The sequence below is a fragment of the Ancylobacter polymorphus genome, from assembly GCF_030813495.1.
Lineage (GTDB): Bacteria > Pseudomonadota > Alphaproteobacteria > Rhizobiales > Xanthobacteraceae > Ancylobacter > Ancylobacter polymorphus.
The window spans coordinates 167,126-185,514 of record NZ_JAUSUI010000003.1; the positions used below are offsets into that span (position 1 = coordinate 167,126).

16 protein-coding genes are annotated in these 18,389 nt (G+C 68.2%); 10 read left to right on the forward strand and 6 right to left on the reverse strand.

What is annotated here, in order from left to right; genetic code table 11:
• Positions 1–220 precede the first annotated feature (220 nt).
• The 10 genes from J2S75_RS08155 to J2S75_RS08200 all read left to right on the forward strand — a co-directional run bounded on the left by J2S75_RS08155 (position 221) and on the right by J2S75_RS08200 (position 12,353).
• The gene (locus J2S75_RS08155) at positions 221–2,110 is read left to right on the forward strand and encodes a proline racemase family protein (RefSeq protein ID WP_307019329.1); all 1,890 of its coding nucleotides are present in this window, start codon (positions 221–223) and stop codon (positions 2,108–2,110) included.
• A gap of 41 nt (positions 2,111–2,151) precedes the next feature.
• Complete coding sequence (locus J2S75_RS08160; RefSeq protein WP_307019330.1) at positions 2,152–3,027, forward strand: transporter substrate-binding domain-containing protein; 876 nt, start codon at positions 2,152–2,154, stop codon at positions 3,025–3,027.
• Positions 3,028–3,112: 85 nt separating this feature from the next.
• Positions 3,113–3,760: an amino acid ABC transporter permease gene (locus J2S75_RS08165; RefSeq protein ID WP_307019331.1), complete on the forward strand. Its 648-nt coding sequence runs from the start codon at positions 3,113–3,115 to the stop codon at positions 3,758–3,760.
• A gap of 14 nt (positions 3,761–3,774) precedes the next feature.
• Complete coding sequence (locus J2S75_RS08170; RefSeq protein WP_307019332.1) at positions 3,775–4,596, forward strand: amino acid ABC transporter ATP-binding protein; 822 nt, start codon at positions 3,775–3,777, stop codon at positions 4,594–4,596.
• A gap of 108 nt (positions 4,597–4,704) precedes the next feature.
• Positions 4,705–5,613: a 4-hydroxy-tetrahydrodipicolinate synthase gene (gene dapA / locus J2S75_RS08175; RefSeq protein ID WP_307019333.1), complete on the forward strand. Its 909-nt coding sequence runs from the start codon at positions 4,705–4,707 to the stop codon at positions 5,611–5,613.
• A 12-nt stretch (positions 5,614–5,625) separates the two neighbouring features.
• Positions 5,626–6,633 (forward strand): proline racemase family protein, encoded by a 1,008-nt coding sequence (locus J2S75_RS08180; protein ID WP_307019334.1) that lies wholly within the window; start codon positions 5,626–5,628, stop codon positions 6,631–6,633.
• A 24-nt stretch (positions 6,634–6,657) separates the two neighbouring features.
• Positions 6,658–8,133, forward strand: coding sequence for an aldehyde dehydrogenase family protein (locus tag J2S75_RS08185; protein WP_307019335.1), 1,476 nt, complete (start codon positions 6,658–6,660; stop codon positions 8,131–8,133).
• Between the two features lie 4 nt (positions 8,134–8,137).
• Complete coding sequence (locus J2S75_RS08190) at positions 8,138–9,835, forward strand: GMC family oxidoreductase (protein WP_307019336.1); 1,698 nt, start codon at positions 8,138–8,140, stop codon at positions 9,833–9,835.
• A gap of 14 nt (positions 9,836–9,849) precedes the next feature.
• A complete protein-coding gene (locus J2S75_RS08195) occupies positions 9,850–10,860 on the forward strand; it encodes a proline racemase family protein (protein WP_307019337.1) in 1,011 nt (336 codons plus the stop codon).
• Between the two features lie 38 nt (positions 10,861–10,898).
• A complete protein-coding gene (locus J2S75_RS08200) occupies positions 10,899–12,353 on the forward strand; it encodes an NAD-dependent succinate-semialdehyde dehydrogenase (RefSeq protein WP_307019338.1) in 1,455 nt (484 codons plus the stop codon).
• A gap of 51 nt (positions 12,354–12,404) precedes the next feature.
• Here the strand turns inward: J2S75_RS08200 and J2S75_RS08205 are convergent, their stop codons facing one another.
• The 6 genes from J2S75_RS08205 to J2S75_RS08230 form a co-directional block, all read right to left on the reverse strand.
• On the reverse strand, positions 12,405–13,508 hold the full coding sequence (locus tag J2S75_RS08205) for an ABC transporter ATP-binding protein (RefSeq protein WP_307019339.1): 1,104 nt from the start codon (positions 13,506–13,508) through the stop codon (positions 12,405–12,407).
• A gap of 24 nt (positions 13,509–13,532) precedes the next feature.
• Positions 13,533–14,333 carry an ABC transporter permease gene (locus J2S75_RS08210; RefSeq protein WP_307019340.1) on the reverse strand — a complete coding sequence of 267 codons (801 nt, stop codon included), beginning with the start codon at positions 14,331–14,333 and terminating at the stop codon, positions 13,533–13,535.
• An 11-nt stretch (positions 14,334–14,344) separates the two neighbouring features.
• Positions 14,345–15,202, reverse strand: coding sequence for an ABC transporter permease (locus J2S75_RS08215; RefSeq protein ID WP_307019341.1), 858 nt, complete (start codon positions 15,200–15,202; stop codon positions 14,345–14,347).
• Positions 15,203–15,444: 242 nt separating this feature from the next.
• Positions 15,445–16,476, reverse strand: coding sequence for an ABC transporter substrate-binding protein (locus J2S75_RS08220; protein WP_307019342.1), 1,032 nt, complete (start codon positions 16,474–16,476; stop codon positions 15,445–15,447).
• 124 nt (positions 16,477–16,600) lie between these two features.
• Positions 16,601–17,536 carry a 2-hydroxyacid dehydrogenase gene (locus tag J2S75_RS08225; RefSeq protein WP_307019343.1) on the reverse strand — a complete coding sequence of 312 codons (936 nt, stop codon included), beginning with the start codon at positions 17,534–17,536 and terminating at the stop codon, positions 16,601–16,603.
• A gap of 181 nt (positions 17,537–17,717) precedes the next feature.
• Positions 17,718–18,320 (reverse strand): HutD/Ves family protein, encoded by a 603-nt coding sequence (locus J2S75_RS08230; protein WP_307019344.1) that lies wholly within the window; start codon positions 18,318–18,320, stop codon positions 17,718–17,720.
• Between the last annotated feature and the right edge of the window lie 69 nt (positions 18,321–18,389).

Here is an 18,389-nt window from a genome sequence, read left to right on the forward strand (position 1 = left end):
TCAGCCTTCCGTGCGTTTCCTCAAGCGGTGAGTCTGTGCTCACTCATATCTTGAGATAGTCATTATACCAGTTGCCGAGAGCGCACAAGGGCGACGCTCTCCATTACCGCAACGGCGGGCGAGGGGGTGATTTCCCCTGCCGAACGTCGATTGACTCGTTCAATAAATCCGCATACCGTCTGCGCATGTTCGGTGTTTCTATAAACGGTATGTAGACCGCATGACCCAGCCGGCCGCCCGCTTCCCCTTCTCCATCGGCCATGTCGCCAAGGTGACCGGCATTGCGGTGTCGACCCTGCGCTCCTGGGAAAATCAGGGCCTGCTGACCCCCAGCAAGTCGGCGGGCGGGCATCGTTCCTATGGCGAGGCCGAGATCGAGCGGGTGCGCCGCATCGACCGCATGCGCCGGGTCGACGGCCAGAGCCTTTCCGCCATCCGCCGGCTGCTCGACAGCGAGGAAGAGGCCGCGCCCGCGCCTGAAGGCGAGGCGGCGCCGGTCGCCTTCAACCATCTCGGCGCCCGCGTGCGCGGCCTGCGCCAGGAAGCGGGCATGTCGCTGCGCGAGCTGTCCGAGCGCACCGACATCGCCACCTCGCATCTCTCCATGTTCGAGCGCGGCGTCGCCTTCCTTTCCCCGGCGCGGCTCAACGCCATCGCCGAAGTGTTCGGCCGCACGCTGGCGGAACTGCTCGGCGGCACCAAGGGGCGGGATTTCCCCGTGGTGCGTCGGGGGCAGGGGCGCATCGTCGGCTCCTTCGGCCCCGGCGTCACCATCGAGCAGCTCACCGTCTCGCAGCGGCTGATGGACGCCGAAGTGTGGACCATCGACCCCGACCGCGAGAGCGACGGTTTCTACGCCCATGAGGGCGAGGAACTGATCTATGTGCTGGAAGGCTCTCTGGAGCTCGCGCTCGCCGACCGCGACGCCGAGGTGCTGAACCCCGGCGATGGCGCCTATTTCAACAGCCGCATCGCCCATCGCTGGCGCAACACCGGCCCGGTGCCGGCCAAGGTGCTGTGGATCAACACCGACAGCGACCGCCTTTCCTCAATGAGCTTCGAGCGCACCGACCGCCGGCTCGGCCTCGGCGCCGGCATCGGCGAGGGCATTGGCGAGGGCGCGCTCAGCCTGGAACTGCCCTCGGGCGCGCGCACCTTCCGCGTCATCGAAACCCATACCGAGGGCCATCCGACGCATATTCTCATCGAGCCGCTGGAAGGGCTGGACGCCGACAGCGTCGCCGGCAAGGCCCGCCAGTTTGCCGAGCGCTATGACAGCCTGCGCCCGATGCTGCTGCACGAGCCGCGCGGCCATTCCGGCGCCTTCGGTCTGGTGCCGGTGGCCTCCAGCGCGGCGGATTTCGGCGCCTTCTTCATCTCCTCCTATGGCTATCCGGGCCTGTGCGGTCACGCCATCATGGGCTACACGGCCGCGCTGCGCGCGCTCGGCCGCCTCACCCGCCACAAGCGCTTCACCATCGAGGTGCCGAACGGCATCCTCAGCGTCGAGGTCGGGGTGGACGGCGACGCCGACGCCATCGCCCTCGACATGCCGCCCGCCCTCATTACTGAAGTGGGCCGGCGGGTGGCGATCGACGGGCTGGAACTCGATGTCGCCATCGCCATGTGCGGCGACTGCACCGCGCTCGTCGATGCGCAGGCCGCCGGGCTGACGCTGGAGGCGGGCCATATCGACCGGCTGCTCGCTCTTGGCGAGAGCCTGCGCCGTCATCTCAACGAGGCGCTGCCGCGCCGGCGCGGGGCGCAGCCCAGCGTCGATTCCGTGCTGTTCCACGGCACTGACGAGGCCGGCGCGGTGCGCCAGTTCCTCGCCATTGATCGCCAGAAATTCGACCGCTCGCCCGGCGTCGCCGGCCTTGCCTGCCTGCTCGCCTTGCGCGCCGCCACCGGCGCCGCGCAGCCGGGGGCGCGGCTCGACGCGGTCAGCCTGTTCGGCGGGCGTCTGTCCGGCGAACTCATCACCCTGACCCACGGCGCCGGCGGTGCCGTGGCTGCCACGACCCGGATCACGGGACGCGCGCACCTCAAAGCCGTGGCGACGCTCATCCAGGAGATGGGCGATCCGCTCGGCAGCGGCTTCCTGCGATAGGCCTCGCCTCAACACCAAACCAGAGAACTAGGGAACCGACGATGACCACCGCCTCGTCCCTCCGGCCGTCTCCGGCCGCCGGCTCGCTTTTCCGCTCTTTCGTCCTCATGTTCGTGGGCGCCGTCGTGCTGGCGCTCTCGACCTTCCAGTCCGCCTTCGCCGCCGATCCGAACCTCGTGCTCGACCGCATCCGCAAGAGCGGCGAGCTGCGCGTGCCGGTCATGATCGGCGAGGAGCCCGGCTATATCCGCGACCGCAACACCGGCGCGTGGAGCGGCTTCTACATGGACTGGGCGAACGACATCGCCACGCTGCTCAACGTGAAGGTCGTGCCGGTTGAAACCACCTGGGGCAACCTCGCCGCCGACTTCCAGGCCAATAAGATCGACATTGCCTTCGGCCTGAACCCGAACCCCAAGCGCGGCCTGGTGGTGGACTATCTCAGCGTACCGCTGTTCACCGATGCCTGGGCCATCGTCACCAAGCCGGGCTTCGCCAAGAAGACCTGGGCCGAACTGAACGACCCGTCGGTGCGCATCGTCGTGCAGAAGGGCGGCACGATGCAGGTCGTCGCCGAGGCGCTGACGCCCAAGGCCAACATCATCGTGGTGGAAGACCGCCCGCTCGGCATCATGGAGCTGCAGGCCAACCGCGCCGACGCCATGATCCTCGCCGTGTTCGACGCCATCGACGTGTCCAAGGCGATCAACGGCCAGATCGTGCTGCCGAGCCCGATGCTGCTTAACCCCGCGACCATCGGCATGCGCCGCGAGGAAGGCAATGAGGGCTACGAGAACTGGCTCACCAACTGGGTGAACCAGCAGCGCGCCCTCGGCCTCGCCCAGGGCAAGCTGCGCAAGGCCTTCGAGGCCCGCGGCATCGACCTCTCCGTGCTGCCGGCCGAGTTCAACTTCTGACGTCGTCCCCCTCGTCGACGTTACCTACGGTGCCGGCGCCTGCCGCCGGCACCGGCCTTTCCCTCCCCCGCAAGGTCGCTGCGCCGTGTTCGACTGGTCCGTCATCACCCAAAACGCCCATCTGTTCGCCTGGGGACTGGTCGTCACCCTCGAATACACGGTGATCACCTGCGTCCTCGGCCTGATCGTCGGGCTGCTGATCGCGCTGGTGCAGCTCTCGCCGCTCAAGGCGCTGCGCATCATCGGCATGCTGTTCGTGGAATTCTTCCGCAACGTGCCGCTGCTGGTGTGGCTGCTGTGGAGCTATTACGCGCTGCCGATCTTCGCCGGCATCAATATTTCCAAACAGGCCGCCGGCATTCTCGCCCTCAGCCTCTATGGCGGCGCCTATTACGCCGAGATCCTGCGCGCCGGCATCCAGTCGCTCGACCACGGGCAGGCGGACGCGGCCAAGGCGCTCGGCATGCGCTCCTGGCAGGCGATGCGCCGCATCATCCTGCCCCAGGCGCTGCGGCAGATGGTGCCCCCGCTCGCCGGCCAGACCATCATCCAGATGAAGAACACGACGCTGCTCTCGGTGCTCACGGTGCCGGACCTGCTCTATCAGGCGAGCTACGTCTCCTCCTTCACCTACCGGCCGATGGAGGTCTACACCGTGGTCGGCCTCATCTTCCTCGCCGTTCTCATTCCCTCCAACTATCTCGCGCGCCGGCTCGAGATGCGCCGTCACTGAGAGGGGGCCCCGCCATGACCCGTCTTCCCGCCGACGCCCCCGCGCTGGTCGAAGTGCGCCAGGTGCGCAAGTGCTACGGCTCGCATGAAGTGCTGCGCGGCATCGATCTCACCGTCTATCCCGGCGAGGTGGTGGCGCTGCTGGGCTCCTCCGGCTCCGGCAAGACCACGCTGCTGCGCTGCGTCAACCTGCTGGAACAGCCGACCTCCGGCCGCATCGTCGTCGATGGCTCGGCCATCTTCGACCGGGCGCCGGATGGCCGCGACAATGCCCGCATCAGCGGCCGCGAGGTCGCCGCCATGCGCAGCCGCGTCGGCATGGTGTTCCAGCAGTTCAACCTGTTCCCGCACATGAACGTGCTGGCGAATGTGATGGAAGGCCCCCGCACCGTGCTGGGCGAGGACGACGCCACCAACCGCGCCCGCGCCATGGATCTGCTCGCCAAGGTCGGCATGGCCGAATTCGCCAACCGCATGCCCGGCCGGCTGTCGGGCGGGCAGAAGCAGCGCGTCTCCATCGCCCGCGCGCTGAATATGCGCCCCTCGCTGATGCTGTTCGACGAGCCGACCTCCGCGCTCGACCCGGAACTGGTCGGCGAGGTGCTCAACACCATGATTACGCTGGCCCGCGAGGGGATGACGATGCTGGTCGTCACCCATGAGCTGGGCTTCGCGCTGGAGGTCGCCACCCGCGTCGTGTTCCTGGATCAGGGCGCGATCTGCGCCCAGGGCACGCCGCAGGAGGTGCTGCTGCATCCCACGAATGAGCGCGTGCGCGCCTTCGTCAACCGTTTCCACGCCACCGCCGAGCTGATGCGCCCGCTGCTTCAGACCTGACGCGCCGCCCGGCGCCTTCCGCACCTCAAACGTCCTTTCGCGCGGGGCCGCGTGCCGCGCCACGCCCCCGCTCTGTCCCGACACAGCCTTCCTGAAACGAGACCGCACATGAGCAAGACCAACTGGCAGGGCATCCACAGTGTCCTCGTCACCCCCTTCCTGCCCGAGGGGCCGATCGATTTCCCGCGCTTCGAGGCTCTGGCCGAGGCCAATATCGCCAATGGCGCCGACGGCCTCATCGTCTGCGGCTCGACCGGCGAATTCTATGCCATGAGCGTCGCCGAGCGGGTGAAGCTGTTCGAGGCGACGGTGAAGGTCGCCGCCGGCCGCGTGCCGGTGCTGGCGGGCGTCTCCGATCTTCACACCGATGTGGTGCTGGAACTCACCAAGGCCGCCGAGACCACGGGCTGCGACGGCATCCTCGCTTTGCCGCCGATCTACGCCAAGCCGGACCTGCGCGAGGCCGAGCATTTCTACCGCCGCATCTGCGCCGCCTCCGGCCTGCCGGTCATGCTCTACAACAGCCCGGTGCGTATCGGCGTCAACATCACGCCCGATCTGGTGGCGCGCCTCGCCGAGATTCCGAACGTCGTCGCCATCAAGGATTCCTCCGGCGACATCCAGCAGGTCGCCGAGCTGTGCCAGAAGGTGAAGGGCGAGCTGGCGGTGTTCGTCGGCTATGAGACGATGATCCGCTCCTCGCTGCCGCTCGGCGTGGTCGGCGTGGTCGCCATGGCGCACCAGCTCTCCGGCCGCCTCGTGCGCGCCTATTTCGACGCCTGCGCCGCGGGCGATGCCGCCACCGCCGACCGTCTGGAGCCGGCGCTGTTCGCCATCTACCGCTGCTTCAAGAGCGGCAGCTTCTATGCCGGCATCAAGGCGGCGATGAACGCGCTCGGCCAGCCGGTCGGCATTCCGCGCGAGCCGCTGCTGCCCTTCACCGACGCGCAGCAGGCCAATGTGGCGAAGATCCTCGCCGAGGCCGATGTCGCCGCCCTCATCAACACGCTCGCCTGAACGGACATTCTCATGCGCTCGACCCGCATCATCCAGGGCATCGATTCCCACACCGCCGGCTGCCCGCTGCGCCTCATCACCTCGGGCTTCGGGCCGATCCGCGGCGCCACCATGGTGGAAAAGCGCGCCGACCTGATGAGCCGCGACTGGCTGCGCCAGCTCGTGCTGTTCGAGCCGCGCGGCTCGTTCAACATGCCGGCCGCCGTGCTCACCGAAGCCTGCTCGCCCGACGCCGATATCGGCATGCTCATTCTTGAGCCGGACACCTATCCCCCCATGTGCGGCCACTGCGCCATGGCGGTCGCCACCATCGCCGTTGAGGCCGGCTACATTACCGCGCAGGAAGGCGAGACGCTGGTGCGGCTCGACACCCCGGCCGGTGTCGTCCCGGCGCGGGTCAAGGTGGAGAACGGCCGCGCCGTCGCCGTCACGCTGGAGATGCCGCTGAGTTTCCTCTACCAGCGCGACGTGTTCGTCGAGACCAAGAGCTTCGGCAAGGTGCGCGCCGACATCGCCTTCGGCGGCGATTTCTACCTCATCGTCAAGGGAGCCGACCTCGGCCTCGACCTCACCACGGACAATGCCTGGGCGCTGGTGAGCGCGGCGGCGGAGCTGCGCGCCGGGCTGAAGGACATTCCGGTCCAGCACCCCACGCTCGCCCATGTCAACGAGATCTACCAGATCGAGATCGTCGGCGAGGGTGACGGCGTGAGGTTCGACGGCAAGAATGTCGTGGTGTGCCCGCCGACCGTGATCGACCGCTCGCCCTGCGGCACCGGCACCGCCTCGCGCATGGCGATGCTGCACGGCAAGGGCGAGCTGAAGGTGGGCGACATTTTCCGCCATGCCGGCATTCTCGACACGGTGTTCACCGGCGAGATCCATGGCGAGGCCACCGTCGGCGACCTGCCGGCGATCCGCTGCACCGTCACCGGCTCGGCCTATCTCACCGGCAGCTTCAACTTCTTCCTCGATCCCAATGACCCGTTCCAGCAGGGCTTCCGCCTGACCGGCGTCTGAGGAAACGGGTTCAAGGAGAGGCTCATGTCCCACGATTTCGACCCGAACGGCGTCGCCGTCCTCACCGATCACCTGATCGACGGGCGGCGTCTCGCCGGCGACGGCGCGGAAATCGCGCTCATCCGCCCGTCCGACGGCGCGGCGATCGGCACAATCCGCGCGGCGGATGAGGCGCTGGTGGACGCGGCGATGCGCAGCGCCGCCAAGGCCCGCACCTCTTCCGGCTGGGCGAGCGCCACGCCTCTGGAGCGGGCGCGGGTGCTGAAGGCATGGGCCGATCTCATCGACGCACGGCGCACCGAGCTCGGGCGGCTGGAAGCGGCGACGACGACCCGGCCGGTGGCCGATGTCCTCACCCGCGACCTCGTCCGCGCGGCCGGCGCCGTGCGCTATTTCGCCGAATGGGCCGACAAGATCGAGGGCTCGCTGATCGCCGGGGCGAACAGCGGCACCACCTTCCTCAAGCCCGAACCCTATGGCGTCATCGCCTCGATCGCGCCGTTCAACTTCCCCGCCATCAACGCCATCTGGAAGTCGGCGCCAGCGCTGGCGACCGGCAATGCGGTGGTGCTGAAACCCTCCGATCTCACGCCCTCCTCGGCTGTCATGATCGCCGAACTCGCCATCGAGGCGGGGCTCCCCGCCGGCCTGTTCAATGTGGTGCAGGGCGCGGGGGCCACCGGCTCGGCGCTGGTGCGCCACCCGCTCACGGGCAAGATCACCTTCACCGGCTCCTCCGCCACCGGCGCGCGGGTGATGGCGGATGCGGCGATGACCGGCACCAAGCCGCTCACGCTGGAACTCGGCGGCAAGACGCCCCAGCTTGTCATGGACGACGCGCATGATCTCGACGCGCTCGCCGCCACCATCGCCGGCGGGTTCCTCGCCAATGCCGGGCAGGTCTGCACCGCCGGCACGCGGCTGATCGCGCCGCGCCGGCTGCTGGACGAACTCACCGACAAGATCATCGGCCTCGCGCAGGCGCGCATCGCCGGCCCCACCTGGGACACGCGGGCAACCCTGCCGCCGATCATCAGCGAGAAGCAGGCGGCGCGCATCGACCGCATGCTGGCCGAAACGGTGGCCGATGGCGCCACCGTGCTCACCGGCGGCCGGCGCTGCGCCACTATGAATGCGGGCGCCTATGTCGAGCCGACCGTGCTCGCCGGCGTGCCCGACACATCGGTCGGTTTCCGCGAGGAATTCTTCGGCCCGGTGCTGTCCGTCTACGCCTATGACGACGAGGACGAGGCGCTGGCGATGGCCAACCATCCCAGCTACGCGCTCGCCGCCAGCCTCTACACCACCAGCGCCGCCAAGGCGCTGGCGCTGCCCGCCCGCCTCAACGCCGGCACGGTCTGGGTCAACGGCCATGGCCGCCAGCCCGATTTCGCCACCCCGCAGGGCGGCTTCGCCGGCTCCGGCTTCGGCAAGGAAATGGGGCGCGCGGGGCTTGAGGGCTTCCTGCGCTTCAAGACCGTCTGGCTCAACCACGGCTGAAAAAATGTCCGAACACGCATATGACTACATCGTCGTCGGCGGCGGCGCGGCGGGAGCCGTGCTGGCGAGCCGGCTGTCGGAAGCCTCGAACCTCAAGGTCGCGCTGATCGAGGCCGGGCGCGACACGCCGCCCGGCCTTGAGCCGGCCGACACGCTCGACGCCTATCCGATCGTCGCCTATTTCAACCGGCTCTATCACTGGCAGAACCTGTCCATCCACCTCAACGACCCCAAGCCCGGCGCGGCGGGGCGGCGTTATGAGCAGGCGCGGGTGATGGGCGGAGGCACCTCGATCAACGGCCAGTTCGCCTTTCGCGGCGTGCCCTGGGACTATGAGCACTGGCGCGAGGACGGCGCCGAGGGCTGGGGCTGGGACGATGTGCTGCCCTATTTCCGCAAGCTGGAAACCGACCTCGATTATGGCGACAGCCAGCTGCATGGCAGCCACGGCCCGCTGCCGCTGCGCCGCATCCCGGAAAAGGACTGGTCGCCCTTCGCGAAAACCGTGGCGAAGGTGCTCGACAAGCAGGGTGTGGCCAATATCCGGGACCATAACGGCGTCTTCGACGACGGCTATTTCCCGATGACCATCAACAATGTGGACGGCCAGCGCGTCTCCACCGCCCGCGCCTATCTCACCCGCGAGGTGCGCGCCCGGCCAAACCTCACCATCCTTCCCGAAACCGAGATGACCGAGCTGCTGTTCGAGGGAAGCCGCGTCACCGGGCTGAAGGCGACGGGGCCGCAGGGGCCGGTGATCCTCAACGCGCGCGAGGTGATCCTCTCCACCGGCGCGCTGCAGACGCCGGCCCATCTCCTGCGCGCCGGCATCGGCCCGGCGGCGCATCTGAAGGAATTCGGCATCGACGTGCGGGCGGACCGGCCCGGCGTCGGCCAGAATCTGCAGGACCACCCGATGGTGGCCTTCGCCGCCTATCTGCCGAAAGCCGCGCGCCTGCCCGCCAGCCAGCGCCGCCACATCCAGCTCGGCTATCGCTATTCGTCCGGCCTGCCGGACACCACGCCGGGCGACATGTTCGTGCTGCCCTCCAATCGCGCCGCCTGGCACCCGCTCGGCCGGCGGCTGGCCTCGATCCTCGTCTGCGTCAACCGGCCCTATTCCACCGGCGAGGTGAAGCTGAACGGCCGGGACGCCGCGACCGCGCCCTTCGTTAATTTCCGCCAGCTCTCCGACGAGCGCGATCTCGCGCGGCTGGAGGACGGCATGCACCGGCTCTGGGGCATCGTCACCGATCCGGCGATGGAGGGGGTGATCGAGAGCATCTTCCCCGCCACCTTCTCCGAGCGCGTGCGCAAGCTCGGCGCGGTGAGCCGCACCAACTGGTTCATGACGCTGATGGCCGCCGGCATCATGGGCACCGGGCCGCTGGCGCGCAAACTGATGATCGAAAACGTCATCACCCCCGGCCTCAAGGCGCGCGAGATGATGGGCGACCGCGAGGCGCTGCGCGCCTGGATCCGCGAGAATGCCTGCGGCAGCTGGCACGCCTCCGGCACCTGCCGCATCGGCCGCCCGGACGATCCGCGCGCCGTGGTCGACCGCGCCGCGCGGGTGATCGGCGTCGAGGGGTTGCGCGTGGTCGATGCGTCGATCATGCCGGCTGTCATCAGCGCCAACACCATGCTGACGACGATCATGGCCGGCGAAAAGATCGCCGACACCATCAAGTCCGGCCATTAGGGCAGAGGAACGACATGGCGATCCGCCGCTGGATTTCCACCATTGACAGCCACACGGCGGGCCACCCCACCCGCGTCGTCACCGGCGGCGTGCCGCCGCTCAAGGGCGACACGGTGGAGGCGCGGGCCGAGGATTTCCGTGCCCGCTTCGATTCCCTGCGCACCTTCCTGCTGCATGAGCCGCGCGGCCATGCGGCGATGGTCGGCGTGGTGATGACGGAAAGCACGCGCGCGGATTTCGGCGCCTTCTTCCTCGGCAGCTACAAATATCTTGAGATGTGCGGCCACGCGACGATCGGGCTCGCGGTGACGCTCGACCATATGGGGCTGATCGGCCCCTCCGATGTGCCGCACAGCTCTTTCACGCTGGAAGTGCCGGCCGGCATCGTCACCGTGCATGTGCGCCGCGAACAGGGGCTGGTCGCGGCCGTCACCTTCGAGAACGTGCCGGCCCATGTCGCCGCCTGCAATGTGCCGGTCAGCGCCGCCGGCGTGAATGTCAGCGCCGATGTGGTGTGGGGCGGCAATTGGTACGGCCTCATTGCCGCCCGCGCCGCCGGGGTGGAGCTGGCGCCGTCCGGCGTCTCCCACGCCATGGCCGTGGGCGCGGCGCTGAAGGCGGCGCTGAATGCCGGCATCCACGAGGGGCGCGTGCCGGGCGCCGCCCGGCCGGTCGATTCCATCCTGTTCTACGAGACCGAAGCGGACGATCACGGTCTGGTCAGCCGCCAGCTTGTGGTGCTGGAATCCAACAAGTTCGACCGTTCGCCCTGCGGCACCGGCTCCTCGGCCCGGCTGGCGCAGATGGTGGCGCGCGGCGAACTCGGCCTCGACCAGCCCATCCGCACCCGCAACATTCTCGGCGTCGATTTCACCGCCACTGCGCGGGCGGTCGCCGACGAGGCTGGCGCCCGACAGGCCGGCGCGATCGCGCCGCATATTGTCGGCCTCGCCCATATCACCGGCGAGCACCGCTTCGTGCTCGCGCAAGGCGACCCGCTGGCGGATGGATTCCTCTGCCGCTGACGCCCGCACGCCCTTATTCCGGCCCCCTGGAGACGATGATGACCGACCTTTCCACCTATGATGAAACCATTGAGCTGCTGATCGACGGCACCTGGTGCCAGGGCTCCGAGGGCAAGAGCGAGGCGCTGGAAAACCCGGCGACCGGGGAGACGCTGGCCACCGTGCCGCATGCTTCCGACGCCGATCTCGCCCGCGCGCTCGACGCCGCGCAGCGCGGTTTCAAAGTGTGGAAGGCGATGACCGCCCAGTCGCGCTACACGCTGATGATGAAGGCGGCCGATCTCATCGAGGCGCGCAAGGAGCGCATCGGGCGCATCCTGACGCTGGAAAACGGCAAGCCTCTCGGCGAAGCGGTGCCGGAAGTCCAGTTCGCCGCCGACGCCACGCGCTGGTATGCCGAGGAAGGCAAGCGCGCCTATGGCCGCATCGTGCCCGCCCGCATGGCCAATGTGCGCCAGATGGTGCTGAAGGAGCCGGTCGGGCCGGTGGTGGCCTTCGCCGCCTGGAACTTCCCGTCTTCCAACGTCATCCGCAAGATCGCCGGCGCGCTCGGCGCGGGCTGCTCGATCATCATCAAGCCGGCGGAAGAGACCCCCGGCACGGCGGTCGCCATCGCCCGCTGCTTCCAGGAGGCCGGCCTGCCGGCGGGCGTGCTGAACGTGGTGTTCGGCGCCCCGGCGCATGTGAGCCGCGTGCTGCTGGCCTCGCCCATCCCCAAGGCGGTGACGCTCACCGGCTCGACGGCGGTCGGCAAGGAAATCGCCCGGCTCTCGGCCGATACGCTCAAGCGCTGCACCATGGAACTGGGCGGCCATGCGCCGGTCATCGTCCATGGCGATGCCGATCTCGATCTCGCCGCCCGCACGCTGGTGGCGTTCAAGTTCCGCAATGCCGGCCAGGTCTGCACCTCGCCGACCCGCTTCTTCATCCAGGAGCAGATTTACCAGCCCTTCGTCGCCCGCTTCGTCGAACTGGCCTCCGCGCTGAAGGTCGGCAACGGCCTCGACGCCGGTACGAATATGGGCCCGATGATCGCCCGCCGCCGCCTCGCGGCGATGGAGGAGCTGGTGAACGATGCCGTCGCCAGGGGCGCGAGCCTGAAGCTGGGCGGCACGCGCGTCGGCAATCAGGGGCATTTCTTCGCCCCCACCGTTTTGGCCGACGTGCCGGCCGAGGCCGCCATCATGTCGAGCGAGCCGTTCGGCCCCATCGCCCCGCTCACCTCGTTCTCCAGCTTTGACGAGGTGATCGAGCGGGCCAATGCGCTGCCCTATGGCCTTGCCTCCTTCGTCTTCACCCGCTCCGGCGCGCTCGCCGCCCGCACCGAGGAGGCGCTCGACGCCGGCCTCGTCGGCGTCAACCACATGGCGGTGTCGACGCCGGAGACGCCCTTCGGCGGCGTCAACGAATCCGGCTATGGCTCGGAGAGCGGCATTGAGGGGCTCGACGCCTTCCTGCGCACCAAGTTCGTCACCGAACTCGCCGCGCTCTGAGGCTCTGCTTTCGGGGCGGATCGTCCGCGGTCCGCCCCCTCACGCCCCCGCTCACCGCGCCGCCAGCAGCACGGCCTCGCCGAGATCGAACACCAGCGCGATCGGCGCGCCGACAGGGTGCGTGCCGACAATGTCCGCGCCGGTCACCCGGGTCTCGATCAGGCCGAGCCCCTCCATCTCCACGCGCGTGATGGTGTGCGAGCCCTGATAGATATGCGCCGCCACCACGCCGCGCAGGATGTTGGGCCCTTGCTCCCCCGGGCGCGCCGGGCGCACATGCTCCGGCCGCAGGAAGGCGCGCACCTCGACGCCATGGGTGAAGTCCCAGTGCGCCGGTGCCGCCGCGCTCAGCCGCCCCGCGCCGGGCAGCACCAGCGCCGCCTCGGCGCCCGCGCGCTCATAGCGCGCCACGGGCAGCGCGTTGATCTCGCCGATGAAGGAGGCGACGAAGCCGTTGGCCGGGGTGCGGTAGAGTTCCACCGGCGCCGCCACCTGCTGCACCTCGCCGCGATTCATCACCACGATGCGGTCGGAAAGGCTCAGCGCCTCGCCCTGGTCATGGGTGACGAAGATGGTGGTGAGCCCGGTCTTGCGGTGCAGCTCCGACAGCTCGACCTGCATCTGCGCCCGCAGATTCTTGTCCAGCGCCGAGAGCGGCTCGTCGAGCAGCAGCACCTTGGGGCGGATGACGATGGCGCGGGCGAGCGCGACGCGCTGGCGCTGGCCGCCCGAGAGCTGGCTCACCCGCCGCTCCTCGAAGCCCTCCAGCTTCATCATCGCGATGGCGCGGCGCACCTCGACGGCGATGTCCGCCTTCGGCAGTTTCCGCATGCGCAGGCCGAAGGCGATATTGTCGAACACATTCATATGCGGGAACAGCGCATAGGACTGGAACACCATGCCGATATCGCGCCGGTAGGGCTCCACATCGGTGATGTCGACACCATCGACGACGATCTTGCCGGCGGTGGGGGTGAGGAAGCCGGCGATCATGCCGAGCAAGGTCGACTTGCCGCAGCCGGAAGGGCCGAGCAGCGTCAGGAACTCGCCCTGGCCGATCTTCAGCGACACATCGGCGACGCCGACCGCGCTGCCGAATTCCTTGCGGACGCGGACAAGCTCGACGGCGGCGGGGGCGGGGCTGGTGGCGTTCATAAGCGTCGGCTCTCCGGCAGGCGGTCAGTGCGTGTCGATCGCCAGCACCCGGCGCAGGCCGAAGGCCCGGTCGGCGATGAACATGATGAGCGTGGTGGTGATGATCAGCATCGCCGAGACCGCCGAAACGGTCGGGTCGGCATATTCGCGGATGTAGTTGTACATCGCGACCGGCAAGGTCTGGGTCCGGCTGCCCGTGACATAGAGCGAGGCGGTGAACTCGGTGAGCGAGAGCACGGCGGCGATCAGCCAGCCGCCCGCCATGCCCGGCAGCACCAGCGGCAGTTCGATCCGGGTCAGCACATGGAAGGGCGAGGCGCCGAGATTGGCAGCGGCGCGGGCGAGATCGGGGTCGATGGCGGCGAGGCTGACATAGACCGCCCGCGTCACGAACGGCATCACCAGCACCATATGCGCCAGCACGATCATGGCGTAGCCCTGCTGCAGCTTGAACGCCCCGCCGAGCAGCAGGAAGCCGAAGCCCAGGGTGAAATGCGGGATGATGAGCGGCGACCACAGCACCGCCTCCAGCACGCCGCGGCCGCGAAAGCTGTAGCGATAGACCAGCCAGGCGAAGGCCGAGCCGACGATCAGCGCGGCCGTCGAGGCGAGCGAGGTGACGATCAGCCCGTTCTTGAAGGCGCTCTGGAAGTCGGGATAGGTCAGCGCCTTCTCATACCAGGCGAAAGACACCCCCTCGGGCGGGAAGGCGAGGATCTCGGTCGGGTTGACCGAGGTCATCAGCACCACCAGCGTCGGCAGCGTCATATAGGTGAGGATGGCGACGACGAGGCTCCAGAAGCCGAATGAGCGCAGGCGTGTCACGGGCGTTCTCCTCAGCGCACTGCCAGCCGCTTTTCCAGCCGGCCGGTGAGGGATTTCATCAGCACGAGGCTGCCGAGCGCGGCGATCAGCGCGATCACGCTCAGCGTCGCGGCGAAGGGCAGGTTCAGCACCGAGAAGCCCTGGAGATAGACGAGGTTGGAGATCATCAGCACCTTGCCGCCGCCGATCAGCTGCGGGGTGGAAAAGGCGCTCATCGTCCAGGCGAACACCACGACGAGGCCGGAGAGGATGCCCGGCAAGGTGAGCGGCAGGGTGATGCGCCAGAACACCGCGCCGGGGCTGGCGCCGAGATTGGCGGCGGCCTTCTCGCAGTCGCGGTCGACATGGCTGATGGCGGTGGCGAGCAGGATGATCATGACGGGCATGGAGAACTGCACCAGCGCCACCACCACGCCGAGCCGCGTGTACATGATCTGCAGCGGCAGATCGATCAGCGAGAGCTTGCGCAGCACGGAGTTGATGAAGCCATCCGAGCCCAGCATCAGCATCCAGGAGAAGGTGCGCACGATCTCGCCGGTGAACAGCGGGGTGATGGAGAGCGAGACCAGCAGCGAGCGCACCCAGTCGCGCTTGGCCCGCACCAGCGCATAGGCGACGGGGTAGCTCAGCAGCAGCGAGAAGATCGCGGTGAGCAGGCTGATATAGAAGGTGTCGAGCAGCACCCACCAGTAAATGGGCCGGTTGATGCGGGTGAAATTCTCCAGCGTGAAGCCGCCGACATTCAGCGAGCCGGGCACGAATTCGCGCACGCTGTACTGCAGCACCTCGAACAGCGCCGCCGCCAGGATCACCGCCGTCAGCACGGCGGGGGCGAGAAAGGTGAGGAAGAAGGGGCGGCGCTGGATCATGACTTTCTGCCGTCATCCCGGACGACGCGACGCGTCGATCCGGGATCGTGGGAAATGAGAACGGGGACCTCGAAGGACGCAGGCCCGGCCCGCCCTACCAGATGGCATCATCCCGGACGGCCGGAGGCCGATCCGGGATCGCAGGGGCGTCCGGGCACGCCCGGCTTTGAGGACCATCCCGGCTCGTCGGCTGCGCCTCCGGCCGGGATGACGCCCTATCGGACCGTGCCTGCGCCCGGCCTTTAGTGCATCATGTTCTCGGTGAACCACGCCTTCCACTGCGGCAGCAGGGTGGCGTAGGTCTTGTCCTCAAGCACGATGGTGCCCTTCTCGATCGCTTCCTGGCTGGTGAAGATGCCGGGCAGCTTGGCGATGGCGGGGTCGAGCTTGGCCTCGGCCGTCAGCGGCGAGCATTTGTGGAAGTTGCACAGCTGCGCCAGCATGGCCGGCTCCAGCGCGATGTTGAGGAACTGCAGCGCCAGCTCCTTCTTCTTCGAGCCGGCATTGATGCCCCACACATCGGTGCCCGCCACCGCGCCTTCCTTCGGCACGTCGATCTCGACCGGCATGCCGAGCTTTTCGAGGTGATAGCCATTGATGTTGAGCAGCACCTGCACCGGGGTCTCGCCCGTGCGCATCAGGTTCTGGCTGGTGGCGTCCGACTGGTAGAACGCCTTGATGTTCTTCTTCAGCTCCAGGAGCTTGGGCTTCACCTTGTCCCATTCTTCCGGCTTCACCCCGGCAAGGCGGGTGGCGGCGATGATGATGTGGCTGGGATCGAAATCCGGCAGGCCGAGCTTGCCCACCATCTCCGGGCCCCACAAATCCTCCCAGCTGGTGATCTTGAAGCCCTTCGGCATCAGGTCGGTGCGGAAGGCCGGGGTGTAGACATAGACATAGTCCGCCACCGTGTAGTCCGAGCGCTTGGCCATCGGGTAGAGCTTGGCGGCGTTCGGGATCTTCGACCAGTCGAGCTTCTCCATCAGCCCGTCGGAATGATAGAGATAGCCGACATGGGCGGTGGTGTTGATCAGGTCGGATTCCGGATTGTCGCGCGCCACCTTCGCCTTGGCGAGCCGGTCCAGCGTGCCGCCGGTGATGTATTCCACCTCGACGCCGGTGCGCTTGGTGAATTCCTTGCCGATGATCTCGACGCCGGCCTTCCAGTTGCCGCCCCAGGTGCTGACCACCAGCTTTTCCTGGGCCGATGCGGGAAGGGTGGCCCCGGCGGCCATGACGGCCAGGGCACCCAGTGCAATGCACAGCTTCTTCATGTTCCACCTCTGTGATTGGGGCGGCGGGCCGCCCGGATGTTCTGGCCGCGCGCCTTCAGGCGGGCGCGCTTTGCGCAGTTTCGGGACGCGCGCGAGTGCCGCGCGCGAAACTCGGTCGGCCGGCTCAGTAGCCGCGGCCGGGATCGACCTCGTGCAGCGGCGGCAGCCCGGCCCGCACGCGGCGTATGCTCTCGGCGACATCCCGCGCCGCCAGGACAGGCACGGTGATGCTGGCCATGTGCGGGGTGATCAGAACATTATCGAGGCTCCACAGCGGATGGCCCTTGGGCAGCGGCTCGGTCTCGAACACGTCGAGCGTGGCTTCGCCCACCTGCCCCGAGCGCAGCGCCGCGATCAGCGCGGCCTCGTCCACGACGGCCCCGCGCGAGGCGTTGACGAACTTCGCGCCCTTCGGCATCAGCGCGAATTCGGCGGCGCCCAGCAGGCCGCGCGAGTCCGGTGTCAGCGGCAGCAGGCTGACGATGATCTCGTTCTGGCTTAGCACCCGTTCCAGCCCCGCGCGGCCGGTATGGGAGGCGACGCCGGGTATGTCCTTCGGCGAGCGCGACCAGCCGCTGACCGTGAAACCCATGCTGGCCAGCATGCGCGCCGCCGGCCCGCCGAGTTCGCCAAGGCCGAGCACCGCCACCTTGATCTCGGAGAGGGCGCGCGGGTGGACATACTCCCATTCGCCGCGCCTCGTGGCGCGCTCGAACACCGGGATGTCGCGGGCATAGCGGGTGACGGCGAAGACGACATAGCTCGTCATCATCGCCACCATGCCGGGATCGGACAGGCGGGAGAACTTCACCGGCACCAGATCGTCGCGGCGCACCAGCGCATCGACCCCGGCGCCAAGATTGGTCACGAGCTGGAGATTGGGAAAGCGGGCGAAAAAGCCCTTCGGCGGCAGCCATGCCAGGGCGTAGCGGATCTCGGCCGCGTCGCCGACCTCGGGGTCGACGCGGAAGTCGAGATCCGGCAGTTCGGCGGCGAGTGCCGCGCGCCAGGCCCCGGCATCGTCCACCGGGCTGTAGAACACCAGTGCATCCCGGCTCATCGCAGCGCCTGACGCAACGTCGCGACGCCATGGCCACGCGTGGCCGGCCCATGCCGTCGGGCATGTTCCTGCTTCATCGATCCCGTCTCCGAAGGTCTTGTTGTTTTTCCTGTCAGGAAATGTTGCGCTGCGGCGCTTGGATCGAAAAATACTTTTACCTGTTACATAACATAGGCAAAAACTATGCAGCTTCGCCCCGTGCCCCGGTGGGGGTGAGGAAGGCCACCACCGCCTCGCCGTTCGGCTCGCCGCTGACGCGCAAGGTCTGCGCCTCCCGCGCCAGCAGGGTCTCGCCCGGCCGCACCAGCACCGCGCCGGCGGCGTCGCCCACCTGCCAGGTCCCGGTGACCGCATAGAGCATCACCATGCCGCCCTCGGGCGCGGCGAGCAGCGGGCCGTTGCCGGCGGTGGCCGGCATCACCTGCGCATGCCAGCGCCCGCGCCGCGTCATCACATTCAGCACTTCGGCCGGCCCCTCGGCCAGCACCGAGCGCGGCTGCAGCGCGCTGTCGAAATAGAACGGCTCCAGCCGCGCCAGCGCTCGCGTCTCCTGCGCGAAGGCGAGGGCGAGCGGGTTGGTGCTGAGCCGGGTGATGTGGCGGTCAATGCCGGGGAAGGCGGAGAACGGCCCTTCCTCGACGATGGGCGCCCGGCTGATGCGCACATCGAAATCCGCATGCGCCGCGCCGTCGGGCAGCAGCAGCACGTCCTCGGTGATGCCGCCGCCATTCTTCCACGGCACGCGCCGATACTCCGACGGTCCGATCACCCGCAACGCGCCCATGCCTCGCCCCTCCACTCATCGCCCCAAGCTCTAGAGAGCCGTCGGCCCCGGAGGCAATCGGCGCGGGAA